The organism is Haloferula sargassicola (assembly GCF_040362925.1).
Lineage (GTDB): Bacteria > Verrucomicrobiota > Verrucomicrobiia > Verrucomicrobiales > Akkermansiaceae > Haloferula > Haloferula sargassicola.
This window is the reverse complement of the sequence record NZ_BAABRI010000004.1, coordinates 224,073-248,775: the sequence shown is the minus strand read 5'-3', so window position 1 is coordinate 248,775 and position 24,703 is coordinate 224,073. Positions and strand designations below refer to the sequence as shown.

At 66.1% G+C, this 24,703-nt stretch carries 15 protein-coding genes and 1 pseudogene; 6 read left to right on the top strand and 10 right to left on the bottom strand.

Going from position 1 to position 24,703, the window contains the following annotated elements:
• Positions 1 to 160: 160 nt before the first annotated feature.
• Positions 161 to 2,272: a TonB-dependent receptor gene (locus tag ABXH26_RS05010; RefSeq protein WP_353565946.1), complete on the bottom strand. Its 2,112-nt coding sequence runs from the start codon at positions 2,270 to 2,272 to the stop codon at positions 161 to 163.
• A gap of 160 nt (positions 2,273 to 2,432) precedes the next feature.
• Complete coding sequence (locus ABXH26_RS05005) at positions 2,433 to 2,789, bottom strand: hypothetical protein (RefSeq protein ID WP_353565945.1); 357 nt, start codon at positions 2,787 to 2,789, stop codon at positions 2,433 to 2,435.
• A gap of 489 nt (positions 2,790 to 3,278) precedes the next feature.
• On the opposite strand from ABXH26_RS05005, the gene ABXH26_RS05000 reads away from it, so the two are divergent.
• Positions 3,279 to 4,265, top strand: a complete 987-nt coding sequence (locus ABXH26_RS05000; protein WP_353565949.1) for a transposase — start codon at positions 3,279 to 3,281, stop codon at positions 4,263 to 4,265.
• A 73-nt stretch (positions 4,266 to 4,338) separates the two neighbouring features.
• Here ABXH26_RS05000 and ABXH26_RS04995 read toward each other — a convergent pair whose 3' ends face one another.
• The 3 genes from ABXH26_RS04995 to ABXH26_RS04985 are packed head-to-tail and all read right to left on the bottom strand — an operon-like array spanning position 4,339 to position 8,247.
• Complete coding sequence (locus tag ABXH26_RS04995) at positions 4,339 to 5,280, bottom strand: AAA family ATPase (RefSeq protein ID WP_353565944.1); 942 nt, start codon at positions 5,278 to 5,280, stop codon at positions 4,339 to 4,341.
• 7 nt (positions 5,281 to 5,287) lie between these two features.
• Positions 5,288 to 7,174, bottom strand: a complete 1,887-nt coding sequence (locus ABXH26_RS04990) for a hypothetical protein (protein ID WP_353565943.1) — start codon at positions 7,172 to 7,174, stop codon at positions 5,288 to 5,290.
• The gene (locus ABXH26_RS04985) at positions 7,171 to 8,247 is read right to left on the bottom strand and encodes a M42 family metallopeptidase (protein ID WP_353565942.1); all 1,077 of its coding nucleotides are present in this window, start codon (positions 8,245 to 8,247) and stop codon (positions 7,171 to 7,173) included. Before ABXH26_RS04985 ends, ABXH26_RS04990 begins: the two co-directional genes overlap by 4 nt.
• On the opposite strand from ABXH26_RS04985, the pseudogene ABXH26_RS04980 reads away from it, so the two are divergent.
• Positions 8,246 to 8,674, top strand: a pseudogene (locus ABXH26_RS04980) (hypothetical protein); the annotation flags it as partial. The gene ABXH26_RS04985 and the pseudogene ABXH26_RS04980 sit on opposite strands and share 2 nt — an antisense overlap.
• Positions 8,675 to 12,423: 3,749 nt before the next feature.
• Here the strand turns inward: ABXH26_RS04980 and ABXH26_RS04975 are convergent.
• From ABXH26_RS04975 to ruvB, 3 genes are all read right to left on the bottom strand, one after another.
• Positions 12,424 to 13,164, bottom strand: coding sequence for a GDSL-type esterase/lipase family protein (locus ABXH26_RS04975; RefSeq protein WP_353565941.1), 741 nt, complete (start codon positions 13,162 to 13,164; stop codon positions 12,424 to 12,426).
• 71 nt (positions 13,165 to 13,235) lie between these two features.
• Positions 13,236 to 15,767, bottom strand: coding sequence for a glycosyl hydrolase (locus ABXH26_RS04970; RefSeq protein WP_353565940.1), 2,532 nt, complete (start codon positions 15,765 to 15,767; stop codon positions 13,236 to 13,238).
• 62 nt (positions 15,768 to 15,829) lie between these two features.
• Positions 15,830 to 16,846, bottom strand: a complete 1,017-nt coding sequence (gene ruvB / locus ABXH26_RS04965) for a Holliday junction branch migration DNA helicase RuvB (RefSeq protein ID WP_353565939.1) — start codon at positions 16,844 to 16,846, stop codon at positions 15,830 to 15,832.
• A 252-nt stretch (positions 16,847 to 17,098) separates the two neighbouring features.
• Between ruvB and lipA the strand changes: the two genes are divergently transcribed.
• Positions 17,099 to 18,112: a lipoyl synthase gene (gene lipA / locus ABXH26_RS04960; RefSeq protein WP_353565938.1), complete on the top strand. Its 1,014-nt coding sequence runs from the start codon at positions 17,099 to 17,101 to the stop codon at positions 18,110 to 18,112.
• 27 nt (positions 18,113 to 18,139) lie between these two features.
• Here lipA and ABXH26_RS04955 read toward each other — a convergent pair whose 3' ends face one another.
• On the bottom strand, positions 18,140 to 19,042 hold the full coding sequence (locus ABXH26_RS04955; RefSeq protein WP_353565937.1) for a class I SAM-dependent rRNA methyltransferase: 903 nt from the start codon (positions 19,040 to 19,042) through the stop codon (positions 18,140 to 18,142).
• A 146-nt stretch (positions 19,043 to 19,188) separates the two neighbouring features.
• Between ABXH26_RS04955 and ABXH26_RS04950 the strand changes: the two genes are divergently transcribed.
• From ABXH26_RS04950 to ABXH26_RS04940, 3 genes are read left to right on the top strand one after another with little or no spacing between them, the layout of a single operon-like run.
• Positions 19,189 to 21,120: a phospho-sugar mutase gene (locus tag ABXH26_RS04950; RefSeq protein ID WP_353565936.1), complete on the top strand. Its 1,932-nt coding sequence runs from the start codon at positions 19,189 to 19,191 to the stop codon at positions 21,118 to 21,120.
• A complete protein-coding gene (lnt, locus tag ABXH26_RS04945) occupies positions 21,120 to 22,928 on the top strand; it encodes an apolipoprotein N-acyltransferase (RefSeq protein WP_353565935.1) in 1,809 nt (602 codons plus the stop codon). Before ABXH26_RS04950 ends, lnt begins: the two co-directional genes overlap by 1 nt.
• Positions 22,925 to 23,443 (top strand): hypothetical protein, encoded by a 519-nt coding sequence (locus tag ABXH26_RS04940; RefSeq protein ID WP_353565934.1) that lies wholly within the window; start codon positions 22,925 to 22,927, stop codon positions 23,441 to 23,443. Before lnt ends, ABXH26_RS04940 begins: the two co-directional genes overlap by 4 nt.
• On the opposite strand, the gene ABXH26_RS04935 is transcribed toward ABXH26_RS04940, so the two are convergent.
• Positions 23,422 to 24,675 carry a voltage-gated chloride channel family protein gene (locus ABXH26_RS04935; protein ID WP_353565933.1) on the bottom strand — a complete coding sequence of 418 codons (1,254 nt, stop codon included), beginning with the start codon at positions 24,673 to 24,675 and terminating at the stop codon, positions 23,422 to 23,424. The genes ABXH26_RS04940 and ABXH26_RS04935 overlap by 22 nt on opposite strands.
• Positions 24,676 to 24,703: the final 28 nt, after the last annotated feature.

Below are 24,703 nucleotides of genomic sequence, written 5' to 3'. Positions count from 1 at the left end.
GGCTACGAACTCCCCGAGCAAGCGGGCCTTGTCCTCATCGGTGTAACGTGTCCGTGACATCCGGCGATCCTGACACGTCAGCGGAGTCCGCCGAGATCGTCCCAACGGCGGTCGCTCGGGGGCTTACAAGCGGACCAGCTTTTCGGAGGAGCGATGGTTTTCAGAACTCGCTGCGGATGCCGCACACCAGGCCGCGGCCGGCGATGGGTGCAACGTCCTTGAGGAAGGAGGTGCTCATGCGGGCTTCTTCGTCGGTGAGGTTGGTGCCCTTGATGAAGAAGGTGGTTTCGACCGGTCCGCTACTAAGGACGTAGTGGATGCTGGCGTTGACGAGGACGTAGCCATCGGTCGGCAGCTCGAAGGTCGCCGTGCGGTCCTGTTTGGCCGCGTACTGGCACTCGATACCGGCTCCGAACGGACCATAGTGGTAGTCGAGTCCCGCACTGGCACGGAAGGGGGGAATGCGTGGCAGCGGTTCGCTCGTTTTGCGGTTCTCGGCGTGGACGTAGTCGGCCCGTAACGTCAGGTCGAGCTGGTGCTCATCCCCGATCGAGGAGTCCGCGGGCAGCGGAGCCTTCGGGTCATCGGAAACGACGGGTACGGAATCGGGATCGGATCCGATCAGCCGGAAGACGGTCTCGATTTCTCCGCCGTAGAACTCGGCATCGACCGGCTGGTAGGCGTAGATCGGGAAGCCATCAGCCGGATCGAAGGCCCCGGTGGGCTGGGCGCTGATGAAGTCGTCGAAGCGGTAGTAGTAGCCGCTCACGCTGCCGGTCACCCGGCCGGTGTTCTTTTTCAGCGAGACATCGAGGGAGAGCGCGTCCTCGGTGCCGAGGTTCGGATCGCCGATCTCGAAGCTGCCGGTGGCGACGTGGGGACCGTTGGCGAAGAGCTCGACGTAAGTCGGCGGTCGCTGCGCGTAGCCGAGGGAAACGGTCGCCGAGTAGCCCTCGACCGGTTCGTAGACGAGGGCGACCGATCCGCTGAAGGCATCGAAATCACGGCTCAGGCCGGCACCGAACAAGGGGTTGGTCGTGGTTTCGCTGGACTGGTGATCGTAGCGCGCGCCGAACTGCAGGCGGAAGGGATCGAAGCCGTATTCTTCGAAGAAGAAGGTCGAGTAGCTTTCGTTGTCGACCGTCGGCAGGAAGGCTTCCGAGCCGAGGGCGGAGAACTCGTTGACCTGGGTCTCGATGCCCACCGCGCCTTCGAGGCCGGCGACCGGTTCATGCAGCAGCTCGAGGCGGCCGTTGAAGCCCTCGATCATGAACTGCGTGCCCGGCGCGGGGCCTTCGAACTCGGTGTGATGGTAGTCGGAGTATCCGAGGTCGAGCTTGAGGTCCTTGATCCATGAGGTGGGCGAGTGCAGGGCGCCCTTCATTTCCACACGACGCTGGCTCAGGCCGATGGTGACATCGGGCTCCGCCACGGTGCCGTATTTCGACTCGATCCCGGAATACGAGAGCCCGAGGTAGCCGGCATCGGTCACGTAGGAAATGCCGGCCCCGGCGCCCTTCGAGTGGGTGGCGCTGTTGGGCAGCACGCCGTAGGGCTGTGGAGTCCCGGGTGGGTCGCTGGAGCGCAACAGGGCCGAGCGGGCGAAGCCGGGGATCTCCAGATTTTCGGTCTCGCGGTTGAAGCCATCGAGGTGGAACACCAACGGCCCGGCACCCCAGTGGACCGCGCCGGATTGCGAGAAGAGATCGTCGGCCGTGCCTCCGGTGACCCCGAATCGTCCGCTGGGCCAGCTTCCGTCGAAGGGTTCGGTGGCGATGCGGTCATCGATCACGTTGACCACGCCGCCGAGGGTGTTCGGCCCGTAGAGCAAGGTGGCGGGGCCGCGCACCACCTCCACGGCCGTCATGCTCAGCGGATCGGAAGCCACGGCGTGGTCGGGGCTGACGTTGGAGACGTCGAGGACCGAGGTGCCGTTCTGCAGCACGCGCAGGCGGTCATCGCCCAGGCCACGGATGACGGGCCGGCTGGCCCCCGGTCCGAAGTTGGTCGAACTGACGCCGGGCTCGTGGTTCAGGGTTTCACCCAAGGTCGGAGCCAGCTTGAGCTGGAGCTCCGGGCCGGCGAGGACGTTCGCCGGCTGCACTTGGTCGAACAAGGTCTGGCCGCTGCGGTTGGCGGTGACGACCACCGTGTCGAGGGCGCCGATCGGCTTTTCGAAGTCGGGCGTATCGTTAAAATCATCGTCGGCGATGAGCAGGGTGGGAAGGCCAAGCAGCAGGCTGCCGGCACGGAGGAAGAAAGTTGGTTTCATGAAAGTGTCGTTCGTTTGAAAAAAATCGTGGGTACGATGGAGCATCGCACTCGGGATCCGGAAAAGCCGGAGGACGACGGCCGCGGATGGCGGCGGTCGGGAAAAAGAGCCACACGGTGAAGGTGCGGCCGGCAGCAGCGATCGAGTCCGAACGACGGGACTAGGGCGCCCGCGGCGGGGCGTGGGCCGTGATGCCCCCTTCCAGGTGGGCAGCGGAAAGAATGGCCACCGTGCAAGCCCGGATGACGGGATTCAGCGGCGGGGGTGACTCCGCCATCCGCGGCACGACCACCGGCGCGGGCAACTCCTCGCCCCCGGTCGCCAGCCACAGATCCACGGCACAGGGGAAATCACGGCCGCCTTCGTGTTTGTGGCTGCAGTGACCGTGCCACTCCTCATGCAGAGCCGGGCTGACTGCCATCAGCTGGATGATGCCCAGCTGAAGGATCAACAGGATGGCCAGCAGCGGCCTGATCAGGGAATGTCGGGAACCCGGCGGCATCGTGAATGCGGCCATAGGGTGGATGCTTCACGTTGCCTAAGTAAAGGATAAACGCACAGTGATTGCATTTGCTTAAATTTCTCGCTTCGCACCGAAGCGGGTTGGACCCTTTCGGACGCCGTATGGGCAATGAGGAGCGGCCCGCCTACTCAGCACTCGCACCCTCACGCTCTCACACTCACACTATGCCATCACAATATGCCACATCACAATATGCCACATCACAATATGCCACATCACAATATGCCACATCACAATATGCCACATCACAATATGCCACATCACAATATGCCAGGCATAAAGTATAAAGTAACGTTGACGACTTGCCTGCTTGGAGGGTAAAGAAGGCGCAAGCCAATGAGAACCAATTCACCAGAGGAGCTGAGACCGGTGGAAAAAGCCGGTCTGCCTACGGGGCGTTATCCGGGCGGATTCCGTCGGGGGCGGGGGAGTGGGCGGAGGCGGTTTCTAGGGCCGAACATCGACTCGAATTCCTACCACGTGATGAGCCGGACGGCGGGTGGGGAGATGCTGTTCGGAGAGGTGGAAAAGGAGGCCTTCTGCCGGATCATGCGGAGGCTGGAGCGCTTCGCCGGCGTGGAGGTGATGACCTATGCGGTGATGGGTAATCACTTCCACCTGCTGCTGCGGGTGCCGAATCGGGAAAAGTTCGTCCAGCGCTTCTTGGAAGATGGCGGTGAGGAGCGTTTCTTCACCCATCTCGGCCTGCTCTACTCGAAGAGCTTCGTTTCCGCGCTGCGGCGCGAGGTGGCAGAGCTGCGCGAAATGGGAGCAATGAAGGAGGTGGATCAGCTCTTCGCACGCTTCCACAAGCGGTTTTGCGATCTCGAGACCTTCGTGAAAGAGCTTAAAGAACGCTTCTCGCGCTGGTTCAACAAGCATCATGGACGCCGGGGCACGTTGTGGATGGATCGCTACAAGAGCGTGGTCGTGCAGGATGGCGATGCGCTGCGAACCATGGCCGCCTACATTGACTTGAATCCGGTGCGCGCCGGGCTGTGCGAGGATCCCAAAGATTATCGGTGGTGTGGATACGCGGAGGCGGTGGCGGGGAGCAAGCGGGCGCGGCGCGGAGTTTGCCGGCTGCTGGAGCGGCCGCTCGACTCATGGGATGTGAGGCCGGCGAAGGCGGACCTTACGGCTTGCGAGTGGTATCGATGCTGGCTTTTTGGAGAAGGTCGGGAGGTGGCGAATGAGGCCGGTTTGGTGAAACGGAAGGGAGTTTCCGCGGAGCGGGCACGAGCGGTGATCGAGACCAGCGGGAAGTTGTCGCGTGCGGAATTGCTGCGATGCCGCGTGAGGTATTTCAGCGATGGCGTGGCGATCGGTAGCAGGGAGTTTGTGGAGGGCGTGTTCCGTGAGTGCCGCGACTGCTTTGGCGAAAAGCGGATGAACGGAGCGAGGCCGATCCGCGAGTCGGCGGAGGAGCTTTTCTCGTTGAGGGCGCTCCGGGTCCGGCCGGTGGGATAAAAGTGAAGTCGATAAGCAACCCGAGCCTTTTCCGAAAAGGGTTGTCTCAAAGACGCTTCGATCGATGCAACGCTCAGTCCGGCGTCGGGGTGTCGGCGAGGATTTCGCTGACGATGCCGCGGGCGTCGGACCCGGCCAGGCGGGCCTCGGGTTCGATGACGAGGCGGTGGGAAATGACGTCCGGTGCCAAGGTCTGGACCGTTTCCGGGATGACGAACTCGCGGCCTTCAAAGATCGACAGCGCCTGGGCCATCCGCATCAGGGCGAGCGATGCACGCGGGCTGGCGGCGAGCTGGATTTCCTCCCGCGTGCGGGTCGCGGAGACGATGCCGACGATGTAGGACTGAATCGACTCGCTGACGCGCACGTGGCGGACGGCGTCGAGCAGCTCGACGAGTTCGTCGCGGCTGATCACCGGCTCGAGCTGGTTGACCGGGTGGTGCTCCACCTGGCCCTGCAGGATGGCGATTTCCTGCTCGTGGGTCACGTAGCCGAGCCGGCTGCGGATCATGAAGCGGTCCATCTGCGCCTCGGGCAGCGGGTAGGTGCCGCGGAATTCGACCGGATTCTGGGTGGCGATGACGAAGAACATGCCGTCCAAAGTACGGCGTTCCCCGTCGGTCGTGACCTGGCGCTCGGCCATGGCTTCGAGCAGGGCGGACTGGGTGCGCGGCGAGGCGCGGTTGATCTCGTCGGCCAGCAGGATGTCGGTGAAAATCGGGCCCGGGCGGAAGCGGAACTCCTGGCTGCGGGGATCGAGGATGGAAACGCCGAGGATGTCGGTGGGCAGCAGGTCGGGGGTGAACTGGACGCGCTTGAACGAGGTGTCGGCGACCGAGCGGGCGATGGCCTTGGCGAGGGTGGTCTTGCCGGTGCCGGGGACGTCCTCGACGAGGGCGTGGCCGCCGGCGGCGAAGCAGGCGAGGATGCGGCGGACGGTGTCGTCCTGGCCGATGACGACCTTGCGGACGGATTGTTCGAGGGCGAGGGCGGTATCCTGCGGGTTGCGGGGCATGATGGGTTCAGGGGCGGGAGCGGTCTTCTTCGGCCAGCGCCTCGTGGCGGCGCAGGATTTCGCGCAGCGGATCGAGGTCGGCGGAAGGGAAAAGCGCCGCGAGGCGCTTGCGGGCGAGGTCGTTGAGGAGCCGCCGGCCGCGGGTGTCCTCGGTGTAAAGGATGGCTTCGGCGAGGATGCGGGGACCTTCCGGCGTGGAGATGAGAGGGTGGAGGAGATAAGTGGCGGGCTGTTTCGGATCCTGCGGCTGGTGGCGCAGCGTGGCCGCGGTCCACGAGCCCTCGGTGTGGACCTTGAGGAGCTGGATGTCGCAATCGCTGCTGAACTCGGTGCCAAGGTATTCCATCAGGTGCCGGCGACCATCCTCTCCCGCGGGCACGGCGGCCCGGGCGAAGGCACCGGCGAGATCCTGGCGCTGGAGGGCGTCGGCCCAGCCGGCGAAGATGCTCCCGGCCTCGTCCGCCGGCGTTTCCCGGAGCGGCGCCGGGGTCGCGACCTCGGCGAGGCCGAGCTTTTCATACCAATGGTTCCCGGGTCGTGCGGATTGCTCCTCGATCCACGCGTCCAGCTCGTCGCCGGGCTTCTGGCCGGGCGCGAGCAGCCAGCCCTGGTCATACCGCCGGAGCGTGAAATGCAGGAAGCGGTCCGGCTCGATCTCCGGGTGGGAAAGGTCGAACGGCAGCCACAAGGCGGCGGCGCGATCACCGATGGTGCAGGTGCCGAGCAGCACCGGCCGGCGGCGCAGCTTGCGGGCGGTGGTGAGCGGCCTCAGGAAATCCACCAGGGCGTCGAAGGGGGTGGACTCCTCGCGCGTCACCGACTCCAGAAGGCTCCCGGGATCGCAGGTGGCGATGGCCTGGAGGGCGCGGCGCGCGAGGATTTCCGGCGACTCCGCGGCGACGGGCGGGTGGGCGGCGAGCAGGGCGACGGCGAACTTTTCCTGAACTTCCGGCGATGGCACCGCGGGGCTGGAAAAAAGCAACTGGGACGAGGGCACCAACTGCCAGCGGCCGGAGGAGGTGCGGGAAAAATCGAAGGCGTAAACACGCAGCGCGTCGGCACCGCGGCGGGTCTTGAGGCAGTCGAAATCGCCAACGCTGACGACCGCCGTGGAAGGCTTGGTTTCCTCTTCGATGACGGTCAGCAGGTGGTCGGGGGCGGAGGGATCGGGCAGTCCGAGTTCCTGAGCGCGCTTGAACGAACTGGCAACGAAGGCGGCGGTGGCTTGGAAGTCCTCGGAGAGCTCGTCTTCGGCACCGCCGAGGGCGGCGAGCACCGAGGGCAGGTCGCGCGCCGCCGCGGCCTCCAGGAAATGCATGAGCAGCTCGGCGGGAGGCGTGGCGGCGGGCATCCGCGCGATCTCGGTGCGGCGGATGCTGTCCCGCAGATCGGTCAGCAGCCGCTGCCGCAGCTGGCGGGTCCGTTTCGGGGCCTCGTCCTTCATCCACTTCGCCAGCCTGTGCGACGGGGCGGTAAAGTCCGGCAGGTAATCGATGCCGAGGTTTTCAAAAGTCCCTTCGACGGGCGCGGGCAGCCAGGTGTCGTCGCGAACGATCAGGGCCACCGGATGGACGCGGGCAGCGGAGGCATTGAGGCCGAAGGTGGCCGACATCAAAACGCCGGCGAGGCTGCCTTCGGTCCGGCTCTCGACGACGTCCAGCCGGGCACCGGCCAGCTCGTTCGCAAGGCCGCGCAGCGCGGACTCGATCTCCGTGCGCCGCGCTTCGGTGGTGCCCGGAAAAAGCGCCGTCATCTCCGTGGCGTCGATCTCGTCCGACGGGGTGACCTTCTGGAGTTTCCCCAGGAAATCGAGCGCGACCGCGGCGGGGTCTTGCTCCCCGGCGGCCAAGGCGACGGACAGCATCAGCAGGGCACCCAGCAGGGATCGGATCACAGGGTTTGATGGAAACGGTCTTTGCCTTTCAGGCCGAGGACAAACGACGCCAACAGGTCGATGATGCGCTCGATGTCATCGAGGTGTGCGGTTTCCACCACCGAGTGCATGCAGCGCAGCGGGAGGGAAACGAGGGCGCTGGGGATGCCGCCGCGCTGGTAGAAGATCTTGTCGGTATCGGTGCCGGTGTAGCGGCTGCTGGCCTCGTGCTGGACCGGGATCTTGCGCTCGTCGGCGGTCGCCATCAGGCGCTCGACGACCAGCGGGTGGTTGGCGGTGCCATGGCTCAGGGCGGGCCCCCCGCCGAGCCGGACCAGGCCGTGTTTTTTCGCGTCGATCCCGGGCGTGTCGGTGGCGTGGGTGACATCGAGGCACACGCACACGTCGGGCTTGAGCGAGTAGGCGGTCATCATCGCGCCGTGGCCGCCGATCTCTTCCTGCACCGTGTTCAGGCAGATCAGTGTGAAGGCGGGCTTTTGCTTCGCCTTGGCCACGCGCTTCATGGCCTGGGCGATGATGTAGCCGCCGATGCGGTTATCGAGGGCGCGGGAAATGATGCGTTTGTTGGCAAGTTCGGCCGGCCCGTCGGTGTAGATGCCCCAATGGCCGACGCGCAGCCCGAGCTCGGCGACTTCGTCCTTTGAAGACGCCCCGACGTCGACCCACAGGTCTTCAAGTTTCGGCGCATCCTCCTTGCCGAGGTTGTCGCGCCGCAGGTGGATGGCGGTGCTGCCGATGATGCCGGCGACCTCGCCCTTGTCGCCGAAGAAGCGGAGACGGCGGGCCTGGGCGGCGGCGAAGTCCGATCCGCCGACGCGTTCGAGGCGGATGAAACCATCGTCCTGGATGTGGCGGATCATCCAGCCGATCTCGTCGGCATGCGCGGTGAGCACCACCGTTTGGTCGGTGTCGCCTTTCAGCCGCGCCCAGGTGGAGCCGTAGGCGTCGCACTCCACCGAGTCCGCCACCTTGCCGATGTAGTCCGCCCATACGCGCTGGCCCGGCATTTCCCGGCCCGTGGGACTCGGAGTCTCGAGGAGATGGTGGAGAAAATCACGGTCGGCTGAAGTCATGCAGCGAATTCAAGCACCGGCGGCACGCAGGGCAACCGGCGAGTGGCGGAATTTCCCGCCTTTCCCCCGGAACGAGGGCTGGTCATCGGGCATCGCGGCAGATCAAGGTGACCCCATGCAAAGAAACGTTTCATTATTCGTCGCGGCGCTGCTGCTCGGAGTGGCGGCGCCGGGCTGGGGACAGGATGAGTGGCACTTCGATTTCGGAAACGCCGGCACCGCCGCGGGCTTCGTGGCGGTCACCCACACCACGGCCTATTCGGCGGCCCGGAAATACGGCTGGACGGAAACCAGCGGGCTGAATCTGCGCGACCGCGGCACGTCCGACGACTTGCGGCGGGACTTCATTTTCACCAACTCGGTGAGCGGCCGGACCTTCCGCGTGTCCGGCCTGACGTCCGGGAAGTATCTCCTCCGGGTCCTGTGCGGGGACGCCAGCTACGGCGATCATGTCGTCACGGTCGCCGTGTCGGGCGCCGGCACGTTGCCGACCCTTTCCCCGAAAACGGCGCAATATCTGGAGCTGTCCGCCACGGTGGAATCGACCGGCACGCTGGACATCACCTTCGGGTCCCCGACGCCGAACTGGGTGGTCAATGGCCTCAGCATCGAGCCGACGGAGGAGGACCTCGCCCCCGTGATCCAGAGTTCACCGGCCAGCGAGTGGGATGCCTCGGTGTTCGCGACCGATCCCACGCCGGCGCTTCTCGATTCCTTCGAAAGCCAGGCGGACGGTTTCGAGGCCACGGGCCTGTCCCGCGCCGGCTATCTGGGGTTGATCGCCGGGGAGGTCGATTTTTGGAAATCCAAGCAGGACGCCAGCGGCGCGATCATCGATCCCTACGCCGACGCCGAGATCCAGTACAGCACGCCGGCCTTCGCCAACGCGGCGGCGGTGCTGGTGGTGAACGCGGGCCGGGCCGACCTGCTGGAGCCGGCATGCAAGGCGATGGACTGGGCGACGCTGCGCCTGCACAACCGCCAGGCCGCCGGCAGCCACGAGGACTTCTACCCAACCATGCTGGCCCACGCCTATCGCCTGCTCGAACCCCGCGCGGATGCCGCGCGGGTGGCCGCCTGGCGGGCGAATCTTACCTACGATCCGTATAGTATTTACCGCCAGGCGATGGGCAGCATGAACTGGAACATCGTGTCCTCCTGCGGTGAGGCGCTGTTCCAGATGATGGGCCTCCGGCCGGCCACGAACGCCTACGTGACCGAGAGCTGGGCGGCGCAGGGACGGCATTTCACCTCGCCCTACGGCCTCTACATGGAGGGGCCGATGGCCTACGACCACTTCCCGCGCATCTTCCTCGCGGACGTGATCGCCCGGGGCTACGACGGGCCTTTCAGTACCGAGGTCTCGGAGGCGATGGACCGGGCGGCGGTGACCAGCCTTTTCATGCAGTCGCCCTCCGGCGAGCTCCCGGCGGGGGGGCGCTCGGCGCACCACCAGTGGAATGAGGCGGAACAGGCGCTGACCTACGAAATCTACGCGGCGAAGTCGAAGGCGGCGGGAAACACCACGCTGGCCGGCGTTTACAAGCGCGCAGCCCACCTCGCGCTGTCTTCGATGCAGCGCTGGGTCCGGCCGAGCGGGGAGATGCAGATCGTCAAGAACTGGGTCGATCCCGCCTCGCGACACGGCTACGAAGGCTATTCATATCATTCGCAGTATAATCTTTTGCCGATGGCGATGTTGGCCTCGGCCTACGAATACGCCGGGACCACCGAGGACGTGGCCGAGGGCCCGGCACCCGCCGACGTGGGTGGCTTCATGTTCCGCATCAAAGGCCTCAACAAGGTCTTCGCCAACGCGGGCGGCACCTATGTGGAGCTCGATACCACCGCCGACCATCATTACGATGCCACGGGGCTGATCCGGGTGCACCAGAAAGGCATATCTCCGCAGCTCGGGCCGAGCGACAGCTTGCTGGCCTCCTCGTCCTACACCTCGCCGGCTCCGGCTCCGATCACCACCGGGGTCGGCGTTTCCTGGCAGGACGGGGAGGGGAAATGGCGGACACTCGGCGAAATGGGCGGCAGCGAGATCACCTCGGTCGCCGTCACGCCCGGGAGCCAGTCGCCGGACGAGGTCGCCTTCGACGTGACCTACGCCGGCAGCCTGCCGAACGTGGCCGGCATCACCGAGCACTACCGCGTGACGCCGGCCGGCGTGCAGCTGACCACGGAGGTGACCGGCTACAGCGGGCCGCTGCGCTACGTGTGGCCGGTGCTCTCGAACGACGGCCGCACCGCGAGTGTGATCGCGCTGGAAGGCAAGACCGTCTCCGTTTCGCAGGGCGGGCCGCGCGTGATCTTCACCGCGGCCGGGGCCGACAGCGTGCGGGTGGAAGCGGATGCCTATTCCAACCACAACGGCTGGGCGCGGCTGGGGGTCGCGGAGTTTCCCGCGGGCGGGGCGATCACGCTCTCGATTTCCCAGGCGGAGGCGGCGACGAGCCGCCTGTTTTGGAAAGGGGATGCGGATGGGGCATGGGCTGACCCCGGGAATTGGTCGGCCGATGCCGGGGGTTCGATGGCGGCCGGGCGTGTTCCGGAGGCGGCGACGTCAGTCGTGTTCTCCGCCAGCGGTGCCCGGAATGAGGCGGCCACCGTGCTCGATGCGGACCTGTCCGTGCGCGGCCTGAGGGTGACGAGCAGCGGAAACGTCGGCATCGGAGGCAGCGGCGACCTCACCCTCGGCGCGGACGGGCTGGGCCTCGCAGCCGGCGCCGGCGAGGTGGCGATCTCCACCACCGGCGCGGTGGTCCTGGGCGGCCCGCAGACATGGACCAATGATTCGTCCCATGCCGTCGTCCTGGACAGCAGCGTGGATTCGTTCGCAGGCGACCTGCTCGGACTCGCCGGGCCGGGCGTGTTCTCCTTTTCGAAAAGCATCGCGGCCGGTCTGCAGGTCGGCGCCGGAACCACGCTCCGCATCGGGGGTGCGGGATTCGGGTCCGCAAGCCCGATCATCAGGTTGGACGACTTCGACTCCTACGCGGCAGGGCCCTCGACCACAGCCAGCGAAGGGGTGTGGAGCGCGGAATTCGTCGATACGGCCAATTCGAACATCGTCGCCTCCGACCGAGGTCTTTCCCTCGAAACCAAGGGCGGCGCCGCGTGGCGCGGTGCCGAGACCGACCTCGCCGCGAACTGGGGTGCGGGCATCGAGGTTGGGGAAACAGCGACCGTCTTTTTCCAGTTCAAGGCCACCAGCACCGGCGGGGCCTTCGACGTGATGTTCGGTCTCAGCCCCGACGTTTCGGACATCGACAGCAACAATGCCTGGCAGGACTTCGCCGTGATGCCCTTCCTGGCCGGGGCGGGGGACGGCAGCGCGGATTTCCAGCTGGCCGATGCCGGATTGCCGGGCAATGCGGTGATCCAGGATGTGCATCTCGGCGAGTGGTATAACATCTGGCTGGTCATCGACAACGCGGCGGAAACTTATAGCGTCTACTACTCGCAGGGCGAAAATGATGGCATCTTCGGAGGCACCGCCGCCCACTACCGCAATGGCTTCACCGGGGCGGCGCTCCATGCCTTCGGCGTGATGGCGGCGGGAGGGGCGGGCAGCACGGTCCTGATCGATCAGGTCCATTTCCTCCGCGGGGCGGACACGACCTATCCGGTGGGAGCGAACCCGCCGCCCCAAGCCTCGCCGACCTCGCTCCTTGTCGAAGGCGACGTGACCCTCGATGCCGGATCGACGATTGAGTTCGACGTTGCCGGCGGATCGCTCCATGACCGGCTGGCCTCCACCGGCCAGCTCGTGATGCAGGGGGCGCTGAAGGTTTCGCTCGATGCCTCCGCGGCCGCGCCGGTGGCGGGAGATGTTTATGAGCTTTTCGATGCCATCACTCTCACGGTCACGCCGAGCGATCTCGATCTCCCCGATCTCGGCCCGGGTCTTGCGTGGGATACCTCGGGCATCGCTTTCGGCCGGCTGCGCGTGATCGGGGCGGTCGGGTATGCCGCGTGGTCGGCAGGCTATCCGTTTCCTTCGGGAAACGATGACCCCGAGGCCGACCCCGACATGGATGGCATCGCCAACGCCTTCGAGTGGTTGTTTGGCAGCGATCCGCTGGTGGCCGATTCCCAACCGTTGCCGGATGGCACGCTGCGCAAGGTCGCAGGCTCGGAGTTCGTCAGCGCGGATCCGACCAAGGATTACCTCAGCCTGGCCGCCACGGTGCGGAAGGAAACTCCCGGCATGACGGTCAGCGCCCAGTCGGCGACTTCCCTGGCCGGGCTCGATGACCCGGCTTCGTCGGATTCGATCGTATCGCTCCAGCTCGCGGATCTCGGTGAATTCGAGCGTCGCGAGTGGATCCGGACGGTGCCGGTGGATGCCGCCAGCCACGCCTTCATGCGACTCAAGATGACCGCCGAGTGATCGCTCACGGCGTGACGCGGACGCGGTAGAACCTCGGCACGCAGCCCACGCTGTCGGCAAACCACGATCGGCTGCGCGCCCGCGGCCTTCGCGGTGCGGCAGATGTGTCGCAGATACCATCCGTAGCTGTGGACGACCTCGTCCTTTCCGGTCTGCGCCACGGTGCCGCTCTTCGTTTCCTCACCGATGTCCGGGATGCTGGCCCGCGGGCGGTCGCCGGTGAAATAGTCGCCGCCGTCGTTGTGGCCGAACTGCATCAGCACGTAGTCGCCGGCCTGGAGGTTGGCGAGGATGGCGTCCCAGCGGCCTTCGGTTAGGAAAGTCCGGCTGCTGCGGCCGCCGATGGCGCGGTTGACCACTTCGATCCTGGCCGGATCGAACTCGCCGACCAGAGGATCTCCCCAGCCCATTTGGCCGGGGGTGCCATTGCGGACGGTGGAGTCACCGATGATCCACAACGTCGGCTTGGCCATCGCCTGGGCGGCGACGAGCAGGACGAGGAGCAGATAGCGCATGGCTCACGTTGCACTGCCGATCTCCGCTCCCGCGATAACCCGTGAGGGTATCGCGCTTTCGCGGGGCCACCTCATTCCGCCAGGGAAATCAGACGCACCGGGCCGAGCAGGCCGGAGGGTAGCGGCTTCCAACCGGAGGCATCGAAGGGCTGGTAGTCGATGTTGACAAAGTTGATCTCGTGAAAGGCTTTCCACTCGACTCCGCGTCGGTCGAGGTCGGCGATGCGGTTGGCGGCGAGGTTGGTGACCTCGATTTCCAGCGTGTTTTCGCCATCCCGCACCAGGCCGGAAACATCGAACCGGTGGGGCGGGAAGAAGCTGTTGCCGAGGTCATGGCCATTGAGGGTGACGCGGCAGGTCTCGGCGACGCGGCCGAGGTCGAGCCCGACCGCATCTGCCGCGGCAGCCTGGAAGGTCGTGCGGTAGCGCGCGGTGCCGGAGAAGTTGCGGCAGGCGGTATCACCGTCCTCGGTCCACGACAGGGTCGTGGGGACGGTGCGGGGAGCCGGAATCGTCGGTCCTCCCTCGAGGAATTCGAGTTTCCACGGACCGCTCACCTCCACCAGCGTCTCGCTTGGTTGGAAGTCCTTCCATGCCGGGCCGGCGAAGGTATCCATCGATGAAGTGCGAAGCAGCCGTGACTCGCCGGATTGAAGAATGAAATGGATCTTCCCGTCCCGCACGGCGGGGAGCCCCACGCGGCCGGCTTGGGACGGGTCGAGAAACCGTGCCGATTTGAAGTCAACGGACAGCGGAATCCAGGCGTCGACCGTTTCCGCGGATGGGTTGACGATGAACCACGACTGGCCGCGCTCGGTGTCACGGCGGACGAAACGAAGGCCCTTGGCAGTCATCGGCTCGGCTGTGATGCCGACCGTTTCAAGGTGGGCCAGCAAAGCCGCGGCATCGCGTTTTTTTCCGGCTGCGGGGAATCCGCCAAGTGACGCGATGCGGGCGCCATCCCGCCCGAGCGCGGCGATCCGGGCATCGGTGGCCTCGACGTCCCTGCTGTGCTCGGGAATCAGGAGCAGGTCGAAATGTCGGCCGCCGAGCAGGATCCGGCCCTCTTCCACGGTGGCCCCTTCCAGCAGGTGGTCGGAAACGAAGTCGCAGGCGATGCCGTTTTCCCACAGCATCATCGCTGCTTCGTGAAAGGCGGTGCCGTCAAGCCACTCGTGCTGGTGGTGGATGGTGAGCAGCGGGAGCTTGTCGGCCGGCTTCGACCAGATGTCATGAACCGGCCAGTAGAGCAGAATCGAGGTGTGGGGTTGGCCGGACTGGAGCTCGTGCTGGACGGTGCGGATGTAGCGGTTGAAGGCCGGGAGGTCGCGCCACAGGCCGCCGTTTTTCCCCATGTGGGTCGAGGCGTAGAACAGCCAGCCGGGCCAGCCGGCATCGTCCGGCGAATAGGGGATGCCGTGGAAGAAGAGATGGTTCACGCCGCCCAGCCAGAGGAAGTCGGCGGCCTCCTTGAGGGCCTGCGGTTTCACCTGGAAATGCTCGCCGAGCCAGGTGAAGGACTCGGCGGAGACGAGCGGCTTGCCGGTCACGTGCGCGGCCGAGGCGGCGAACTGGAGCATCGGGATCTGCTCGTCATCGACATGGCGGAAAATCTCGGTCTCGGGGATGTCGGCGACCGCGTAGTGGTCGAGAAGGTTGCCGGGCGAACCGTGGGCCTGGTTGCGGGTCAGCGAGCCATGTTTCGCCGCCCAAGCGTGCCAGGTTTCCAAGTACTGCCGATGCCGTAGGTCGAGCGTCTCCCGGTAGTCGTGGGCGACCCGGGCGTGGTCGTCGTCGAGGCTCTCGCCGAACAGGGCGGGCAGGTGCTCGGCCAGATCGTAGCCGTGTTGCTCTTTGAAGGCGGCGAGCAGGCCCGGCGTCCAGTCGGCCCCGTAGTATTCGAAGGAGTCGTGGAAATGAGCGCGCGGCTGGGGGCCATCCAGTTTGTCCAAGGGGTCGTCGAAGTGCGCGAGATAGGCCTTCAGCGCCTCAGGCGAAAAGGGATCGACGACGTTGCCCGCACCGCCGGGGGCGGCCCGCTTCACTTTTTGAATCGGGGATTTCGCCACCACGCCGTAGATGCGGCAGGCGGTCGGAGCCTCCCAGTGCAGCTCGCCGTGCTCGACGAAGGGGGCGAGGTCGATGGTGTCCGGATGGTCGGCGTAGGCGCGCAGGCACTGCAGCTGGCCTTCGGGAAGTTTGAGGGTCACTTCGCCGCGGGCGACCTCCTTTTTCACCGGGATCATCGAGTGCGATGCCATCTCATCCGTCACCCACGGACCGCCGAAAGGCCAGCCGGTGCCGGTGGTGAGATCGTATCCAAGACCGAGTCGCTCGCATTCCTTGGCGGTGTGGTCGAGCATGGCGATCCACTCGTCGGAGAGGAAATCGAGGTCGCGGTCCTCGTAGCCTTTGGCACCGTAGATCGGACAAATCTCCACGCCGCCGATCCCGGCTTCGGCGAAGTCCTCGAGCTGGCGGGTCAGGTTGGCCTGGTCGACGCCATTGCCCAGCCACCACCAGCGGGTCCAGGGCTTGGCGGTGTCGATTTCGGCCGCGAGCGGGCCGGCGAGCGCGAGGCAGGCGAAGAGCAGGCGTTTCATGGACAGGGCGCCACTTTCGGACAGAACGCCGCGACGCACGATGCCCCGTTCGGGGAGGGCGGCTAGAGAAGCTGTTGCTGATCGCCCGGCGGGGTAGCGCCGATTTTCGCGTAGGCTGCGGGCAGGGCCACCCGGCCGCGGGGCGTGCGCTGGAGGAAGCCCTGGAGGATCAGGAAGGGCTCGTGGACCTCCTCGAGCGTCGAGGCGTCCTCGCCCACGGCCACTGCCAGCGAGCTGAGCCCGACCGGGCCACCTTGGAACTTGTAGATGATCGCCTCCAGCAGGCGCTTGTCCATCTCGTCGAGGCCGTCGTCGTCGATCTCGATCATGTGCAGCGCCTGGTCGGCGATCGGGCCGGTGATGGTGCCATCGCTGCGGACCTGGGCGAAGTCGCGCACCCAGCGCAGCAGCGCATTGCAGATCCGCGGCGTGCCGCGCGAGCGGGCGGCGATCTGCAGCGCACCCTCGGGCGTCACCGGAATGTCGAGCAGCCCGGCCGAACGCTCGACGATCTGGGCGAGCTCCTCGTGCGTGTAGTAGTCGAGCCGGTTCACCAGTCCGAAACGCGAGCGCAGTGGGGCGGTCAGCATCCCGGAGCGGGTGGTCGCGCCCACCAGGGTGAAGCGCGGCAGGTTGAGCTGGATCGAGCGCGCGGACGGGCCGGAATCGATGATGATATCCAGCCGGAAGTCCTCCATCGCGGGGTAGAGATATTCCTCGATCGCCGGGTGCAGGCGGTGGATTTCGTCGATGAAAAGCACGTCGCCCTTCTGGAGGTTCGTGAGCACGCCGGCCAGGTCGCCGGCTTTTTCGATCTGCGGTCCGGAAGTCGTGTGCAGCTGGGCGCCCGAGGCGCGCGCGATGATGTTGGCGAGCGTGGTTTTTCCCAAACCCGGCGGCCCCGAGAGCAGCACGTGGTCGAGCACGTCGCCGCGCTTCCGGGCGGCCTCGACCATGAGCAGGAGCCGGTCCTTCACCTTCTCCTGCCCGATGAATTCCGAGAAGACCGGCGGGCGCAGGGAAACGTCGAAGGCGCCCTTCGGCTCGGCGGTGGTTTGCTGGTAGAAGTTTTCGCTCATCGGGCGGCACCCTCAGCAGAGCACGCCGCGCCTTCGCTGCCCAAGGCATTTTTCCGGTGAACAGGCGGGCTGCCGGAAGTGGATGGCAGGATACGCAGGATGGAGAGGATGGTTTTTTGAAACCGAAACCATCATCCCGTGCCTCCTCCCCAACCTCTCCAACCTGCGAGAATCCCCCCATCAGCCCGCCTTGGCAAGATACGCGGAATTTGCTCTTTCACGGCCGGGGCTCCGGTCCTAAGTTCCGCGCCGATGAGCGCCTGCCACGGTCCCAAGATGCGGATGGATCCGGAACTCCATCAGGACAAGAAACCTTCCTGGATCAAGGTCCGCCTGCCCAACGACCCGGTGTTTTGGTCGACCAAGTCGCTGATCACCGACCTCAAGCTGGTCACCGTCTGCGAGGAGGCCCAGTGCCCGAACCGCTGGGAGTGCTGGGGCCAAGGCACGGCGACCTTCATGATCGCCGGGGAAAAATGCACCCGCGCCTGCGGCTTCTGCGCCGTGAAAACCGCCAAGCCGGACGCCCTGGAGGCCGACGAACCGGCTCGCGTGGCCGAGGCGACCCGCCGCATGAGGCTCAACCACGTGGTGATCACCGCCGTGGCGCGCGACGACCTCCGCGACGGCGGCGCCGAGCATTTCCAGCAGACCATCGAGGCCGTCCGCGCGCTCAACCCCGGGATCGTGATCGAGGTGCTGGTGCCCGATTTCAACGACCGCGACTGGGCGCTCCGGATGGTGATGGATGCCCGCCCGCATATCTTCAACCACAACCTGGAGACCGTCGAGCGGCTCACCCCGCTGGTCCGCTCGCGGGCGAAGTATTTCCGCAGCCTCGCCGTGCTGAAGAAGGCCAAGGCGATGGTCGCCGGCAAGGTCGCCACCAAGAGCGGAATCATGCTCGGCCTCGGCGAGCAGAAGGACGAGGTGCTCAAGGCGATGGACGACCTGCTGGAGCACGATGTGACCGTGCTGACGCTCGGCCAGTACTTGCGTCCGACGCCGAAGCACCTGCCGGTGGTCGATTACCTGCATCCGGACGCGTTTGCCGAATACAAGCAGATCGCCTTGGACAAGGGTTTCCGTCACGTGGCCAGCGGGCCGCTGGTCCGCAGCTCGTATCACGCGGCCGATTTCCGGCCGGAGCTGGACATCCTGGAGGACGCGGAAAAGGCGGCCGCCGGGGCGAAGATCGACCTCCAGCCCGAAGACCTGCCGATCCCCGCTGCGAAGAGCGAGATCGTGGGCCGGTCGGTGGCGTAGGGAGCGCAGGCCATCTGCCCGCTTCCCCTACAGCTCGACCCACACCGACTTCAGGTAGCTCTCGCCGGTGAAGTCGGGAGGCATCGGGGCGGCGGTGAAACGGTGGGCTTGCGGGATGGCGTCGCGCAGGGCCCGGAGAAACGCAGGCTCGGAGAGCTGGCGGCAGTTGGTGCTGGCGAGCAGCACGCCGCCGGGGGCGAGGCATCGGGCGGCCAGCGCGGCGAGCTGGCCGTAGTCGGTCTCGACCCGGAACACCTTGCCGTCCTTGTCCCGAGAGAAGGTCGGCGGATCGAGCACGATGGCGTCGAAGCTGCGGCCCTGTTTCGCGAAGCGGCGCAGCCAGTGGAAGGTGTCGCCCTTGCAGAAAAAGTGCTCTGAAGGATCGAAGCTGTTGTGCTCCAGATTGCGGCGGGCCCAGTCGAGGTAAGGCTGGGAAAGGTCGAGCGTGGTGGTGATCGCGCCGGCCGCGGCGGCGGCGACCGAAAAGGCGCCGGTGTAGGCGAAGGTGTTGAGCAGGGTTTTCCCCGACCCGAGCCGCTGGCGGAGGGCGAGGCGGTTGTCGCGCTGGTCGAGGAAGATGCCCTGCGAGTAGCCGGACTGGAACGAGATCTCGAAGAGCAGGCCGTTTTCGTGAATGAGGAAGGGCGCTTCGACCATCGGCCCGGCGAAATGCGCGGGCGATTCCTTCTGATGCTGGTCGAGGCGCTTGTGGTAGATCGATCGACCCGAATCCCGCAGCCAGCCCGCCATTTCCGCGGAAATCCGGACATCGCGGGTCGAGACCAGCCAGTGATCGGCGAAGGTCTCCAGCTCGATGCCGGGGAGGCCGTCGCCCTCGCCATCGATCAGGCGGCGGGCATCGGTCGGGCCGGCAGGCGAGAGATGGAAGGACTCGCGGCGGCGGAGGGCGGCGTCGAAGCGGGAAGGCATGGAGGAAAGGCGGAACATTCAACATTCGACAAGGAATGGTCAATGGTCGGCGCCCCCGGATTCCGGCCGGGCGGGTAGGCCGAGCGGGTTTTTCCCCCGAGCCGGCATTGCCACCGCCGCATCGAGCCTTAGTATCCCCACCCGAAATGAGCGACCTCGCAGCCACCCTCGACCAGGCCGTGTCGGCCGGAAATCTCCTCGATAGCTCCCGCAAGAACATCGACCTGCTGCTTGCCGGTGCCGCTTCGCCGGTCGCCGAGGCGGCGGTCACCGAACTCGCCCAGGCCGGCGCGTGGCAGGAGCTGAACGACCGCTTTTTCAAGACCCTCGCCTTCGGCACGGGCGGCCTGCGCGGCCGGACGATCGGGAAAAAGGTCACCGCCGCCGAGCTCGGAGCCGGTGGCCCGAACGAGCGCCCCGAGCATCCGTGCGTGGGCACGGCCTCGATGAATTTCTTCAACGTCTCGCGCGCGGTGCGGGGACTGATCGCTTATGTGAAGGTCCACGTCGGCGACGAGCGGAAGCCGAAGCTGGTGTTTGCCCATGACTCGCGGCATTTCTCGCGGGACTTCGCCGAGTTCTGCGCGAAAACGGCGGCCGAGCTGGGTTGCGACGCGTGGCTGTTCGAGGACGCGCGCTCGACGCCGCAGCTTTCGTTCACCATCCGCGAGCTGAGGGCGGACGCGGGCGTGGTGCTGACCGCCTCGCACAACCCCTCGCACGACAACGGCTTCAAGGCCTACTTTTCCGACGGCGCACAGATCGTCGAGCCGCACGCGACCGGAATCATCCAGCAGGTCAACAGCATCCAGAGCGAGAAGTTCGAGCCGCTGCCGGAGGCCGAGCAGGGTACGGTGACGATCCTCGGCGCCGAGGCCGACCGCCGCTACATGGACCGCCTGCGCTCGTTGCTGATGCAGCCGTCGCTGCTCGAGGGCGGCTCGACCAAGGTCGTGTTCACCAGCATCCACGGCACCGGCGGGCAGATCACCGCGCCGATGCTTCGCGAGCTGGGCTTCGAGGTGCTCACGGTGCCCGAACAGGACGTGCGGGACGGTCGTTTCCCGACGGTGAAATCGCCGAACCCGGAAAACGCCGAGGCGCTCGAGATGGGCGTGGCCCTGGCGGAAAAGGAGAGCGCGGAGATCGTGATCGGGACCGATCCCGACAGCGACCGCATGGGCGTGGTCGCGCGCGATGGCGCCGGCAAGATGCAGCTGCTCACCGGCAACCAGATCGGCTCGCTGATGGCATGGTATCGCTGCAAGGCGGCCTTCGACATCGGCTGGCTCAACGACACCACCCGCGCCCGCGCGGTGCTGGTGAAGACCTTCGTGACGACCGAGCTGCAGAGCGCGATCGCCGACAAGTTCGGCATCGGCGTGGTCAACACGCTGACCGGCTTCAAGTACATCGCGGAAAAGCTCGGCAAGTATGAGAACGCGATCCCGGCCGACAAGAAGGGCGCGGACTACCGCGATCTCGACGAGGACACGACCCGCCAGCTGCGGCTCGAATACTCGCGCTTCTTCCTTTTCGGCGGCGAGGAAAGCTACGGCTACCTCGGCTGCGACTTCGTCCGGGACAAGGATGCCAACGGCGCGGCGGTGATGTTCGCCGAGGTGGCGGCCTATGCGAAATCGGTCGGCACCACGCTGCCCGACCTGCTCGACGACATCTACCGCGAGTTCGGCTACTTCCTCGAGCAGGGCAAGGCGATGGTGATGGAGGGCGCCGACGGGGCCGCCAAGATCCAGGCGCTGGCGAAGTCCTACTCGGAGAACCCGCCGACCGAAATCGACGGCGCGAAGGTCGAGAAGGTCCGCGACTTCAAGACCGACACGATTTTCGACGAGGAAGGCGACGAGCTGCCGAAGGAAGGCATGCTGTTCGTGGATCTCGAAGACGGCCGCTCGTTCGCGGTGCGTCCATCGGGCACCGAGCCGAAGATCAAGTTCTACCTCTTCGGTCGCTCGGCTCCGGGCGGTGACCTGGCCACCTCGAAGGCCGCGGTGACCGAGGGGCTGGCGAAGCTCTGGTCGGCGATCGAGGCCGACGCGCAATCGCGCATGGCCTGATGAGGCTCGCGAAGTCAGCGCCGTGGTTGCGGCTGGTGGCGGCGATCGCCAGCGGAGGGATGACGGCGCTGCTGTTTCCGCCCTTCGACCTCGGCGGACTGGTGTGGGTGGTGATGCTGCCCCTGCTGGTCGCGCTGTGGTCGCTCGACGGCCGGCGCGGCTGGAAGGGCTTCGGGCTCGGCTGGCTGGCGGGGTTCGTCGGGTTCCTGATCAACCTGCACTGGCTCACGACCGTGAGTTCGGTGGGCTGGGTCGTTCTGAGCCTCTACCTCGCGGTCTTTCCCGGACTATGGGGCGCCTTCGCGGCGAAATGGGCGAATCCCCGGCGCGGGCGGACGGTGGAGGACGAGAGCCGGGTCGCGGCGAAGATCCGCGGGAAGCTCGCGGCGAAGCCGAGTCATTGGCGGCAGTCCTTCGTTTCCCTCCGTACGGCATTTGCCGTAGCAGCGGTCTGGTGCGGTCAGGAATGGCTGCGCGGCTGGCTGTTCACCGGCTTCGGCTGGAACACGCTCGGCGTGGCGTTTCATGAAACCCCGGTGATGGCGCAGTCGGCCGACCTGCTGGGGATCTGCGGGCTGGCCTTCATCCCGGTGTTTCTGCAGGCGGTGATGGTGCAGACCGGTCGCCGCCTGCTGGTGGAAACGAAGGCCGGCAAGCTGAGGCCGCATGTCGATTTCGGCGTCGCCGCAGTGCTGGTGGCGCTGGCGTTCTGCTACGGCGTCTGGCGTATCTCAACGGAGGGCAAAGGTGACTACGTGAAGCTCCAGGCGCTGCTGGTGCAGTTGAACATCCCGCAGGTGGCCTCGCAGCGGCTGTGGACGCCGGAGGAAATCCACTTCGGCTACGAGGAGGAAACGCTGAAGGGCCTGGAAAAGATCGAGGCGGAAAACGAGGCCCGCCTGAAGCACGCGGCCGACGGCGAGGTGGTCGAGTTGAAGCGGCCCGACTGGATCGTGTGGCCGGAGAGTTCGCTGGTCGGGCGCATCCTCCGCGACGACGAAGAGAACTGGGCGACCTGGGAGCAGAACCGGCAAACCTTCTCGGTGGTGAATGACTCCGACCAGTTCACGATGGTGCTCGGGCTGCTCGAGGAGGAGGGAACTCGGCTCGGGGACCAGCTGGTTTTGAAAGAGGACGGGAGAGTGTGGAATGATCTCGTGATCCTCGAACCCGGCGCGAAGTTGAAGGCTTTCCGGAAGCACCACCTGGTCATTTTCGGCGAATACATTCCCTTCGTGGAGGAGCTGCCGTTTCTGCAAAAGATCTACGAACAGCAGTCGGGCGCGAAGTATGCCGGCGCGCTGTCGAAGGGCGAGGAGCTCGACCCGGTGCCGGCGGTGATCGGCGGCGAGGAGGTCGGGGTGATTCCTTCCGTTTGCTTCGAGGACACGGTGCCGCGGCTGCTGAAGAAGTTCGTCCGCGGCGGCCCGCAGGTGATCGTGAACGTGACCAACGACGGCTGGTTCAAGGACAGCCCGGCGGCGGCGCAGCATTTCGCGAACGCGAAGTTCCGGGCCATCGAGCTGCGGCGGCCGATGGTGCGCTGCGGAAACACCGGGGTGAGCGCGGCGGTCGATACGCGGGGAAGTACGGTGGATCCCGTATCCGGGAAACGGCAGGAGCTGCGGGATGAGAACGGCAACCACCTGACCCGCGGCTCGAAGCTGGTGGAGGTGAGGATTCCAAAAAACCCGTCGATGTCGCTGTATGCGGTGATCGGGGATTGGGGGGTGATCGGACTGGCGCTGGCGGGGCTGGTGATCGGAAGATCGGAGCGCTGGCTTCAGCCGGCAGCGCATGACGCATGAGAGCCGGGGAAGAAATGGCGCCGGCTGAAGCCAGCGCTCCGATGGAGGGAGTCGCGCGGGTGCTTCTGGGGGCCGGGCTCGGGATGTTTCTGCTGATGCAGGGGCTGCCAGTGGTGGAGTATGGCCTGACCTCCGGCGAGCCGCAGACGGACTGGGGCTATGAGATTTGGCATGAGCTTTTTGAATCGGCGCAGAGGCCGGCCGATTTCAACGTGACGGATTCCCTCTCGATCAGTGGTTTCCTGCTGAGCGTCGCCTGCGTGGCGGTGGCACCTTTTGCGGTGAAACTGCTGAAAAGCTCGCGGCTCTGGTGGTGGCTGTTTTTTGGCTGCGCGGCGGTGGCGGCTCTGGCATTCACCGTGATCGTGGGCGAGTCGCTGCTCTCGAACTATGGCGAGGACTACGACTCGCGGGTGCGGGTCGGGGCGATTGCTTTCCTTGTATTTCCCTATCTCACGCTGGCCGGGCTGTTGTGCCTGCGGGGAAAGAAAGATCAGTCCCCCGAGCCGACATGAAACTTGGGCACGGCGAGTCGCTGTGAGGAATAGATGCCGCTGTGGCCGCTGAAGCGGTAGGCGATGATGCAGGCAGCGGCGAGGTAGAGGCCGTTGCCCGCGCCGAAGAGCTCCATGCCCATGATGGCCGAGGCGAGCGGGGTATTGGTCGCCGCGGCGAACACGGCGACGAAGCCGAGTGCGGCAAGCAGATCGACCGGGGCGCCCATCAAGTGACCGAGGGCGTTGCCGAGCGCGGCACCGATGAAGAACAGCGGGGTGACCTCGCCGCCCTTGAAGCCGGCGGCCAGGGTGACGGCCGTGAAGAGGAGTTTCCAAGCCCACGCGCCATAGGGAATGTCCGCGCCGGTGAACATGGCGGGCAGGGTGATCGCGTCCGGCCGGTTGCCGAGCACGCCGAGGCCGAGGTAATCGGGAGTGCCGGCGAGGAAGAACAGCCCGATGACCAGCACGCCGCCCAAAGCCGGGCGGAACTCCGGGCGGGGAATCCATCGGGCAAACACCTTGCTCAACCGGTGCATCGACCAGGCGAAAAGCGCCCCGACCAGGCCGAAGGCGACCGAGCCGAGCAGGACTTTTCCGATGAGGAGCGGATGCGGATCCGGGCCGGTGATTTCCACGAAATAATGGGTGTGCCCGATGCCCCACGCGCGGCAGGTCCAATCGGCGACCAGCGAGGCGAGGAAGCAGGGCACCAGCGCATCATACTGCATGCGGCCGATGACCAGCACCTCGAGCGCGAAGACCGCGCCGGCGATCGGCGTGCCGAACACCGAGCCGAAGCCCGCCGCGACGCCGGCCATGAGCAGAATGCGCAGGCTGGCGGCATCGATCCCGAGCGCCTTGCCGAAGGCGGCCGCGACGCTGCCCCCCATCTGGACGGCGGTGCCTTCGCGGCCGGCCGAGCCGCCGAAAAGGTGGGTGACGAGCGTGCCGAAAAGGACGAACGCACCCATGCGCCGCGGAACGCCCGCGCCCGGCTCGTGGATTTCATCCATGAGCAGGTTGTTGCCGCCGGAGGATTTGCCGCCGATGTGGTGGTAGGCGGCCCCGACCGCAACGCCCGCGACGGGCAGCAGGTAGAGCAGCCACGGGTGGTCGAAACGATAGCGGGTGACCGCATCGAGCGCCCACAGGAAGAAGGCGGAGATGGAGCCGACCACCGCCGCCATCGGCAGCAGCACGGCCAGCCACTTCAGGGTGGCGACCGGTTGGAATGGCAGGCGGATCATCGGACGCGGGGATCCTGTTGGATGCAGG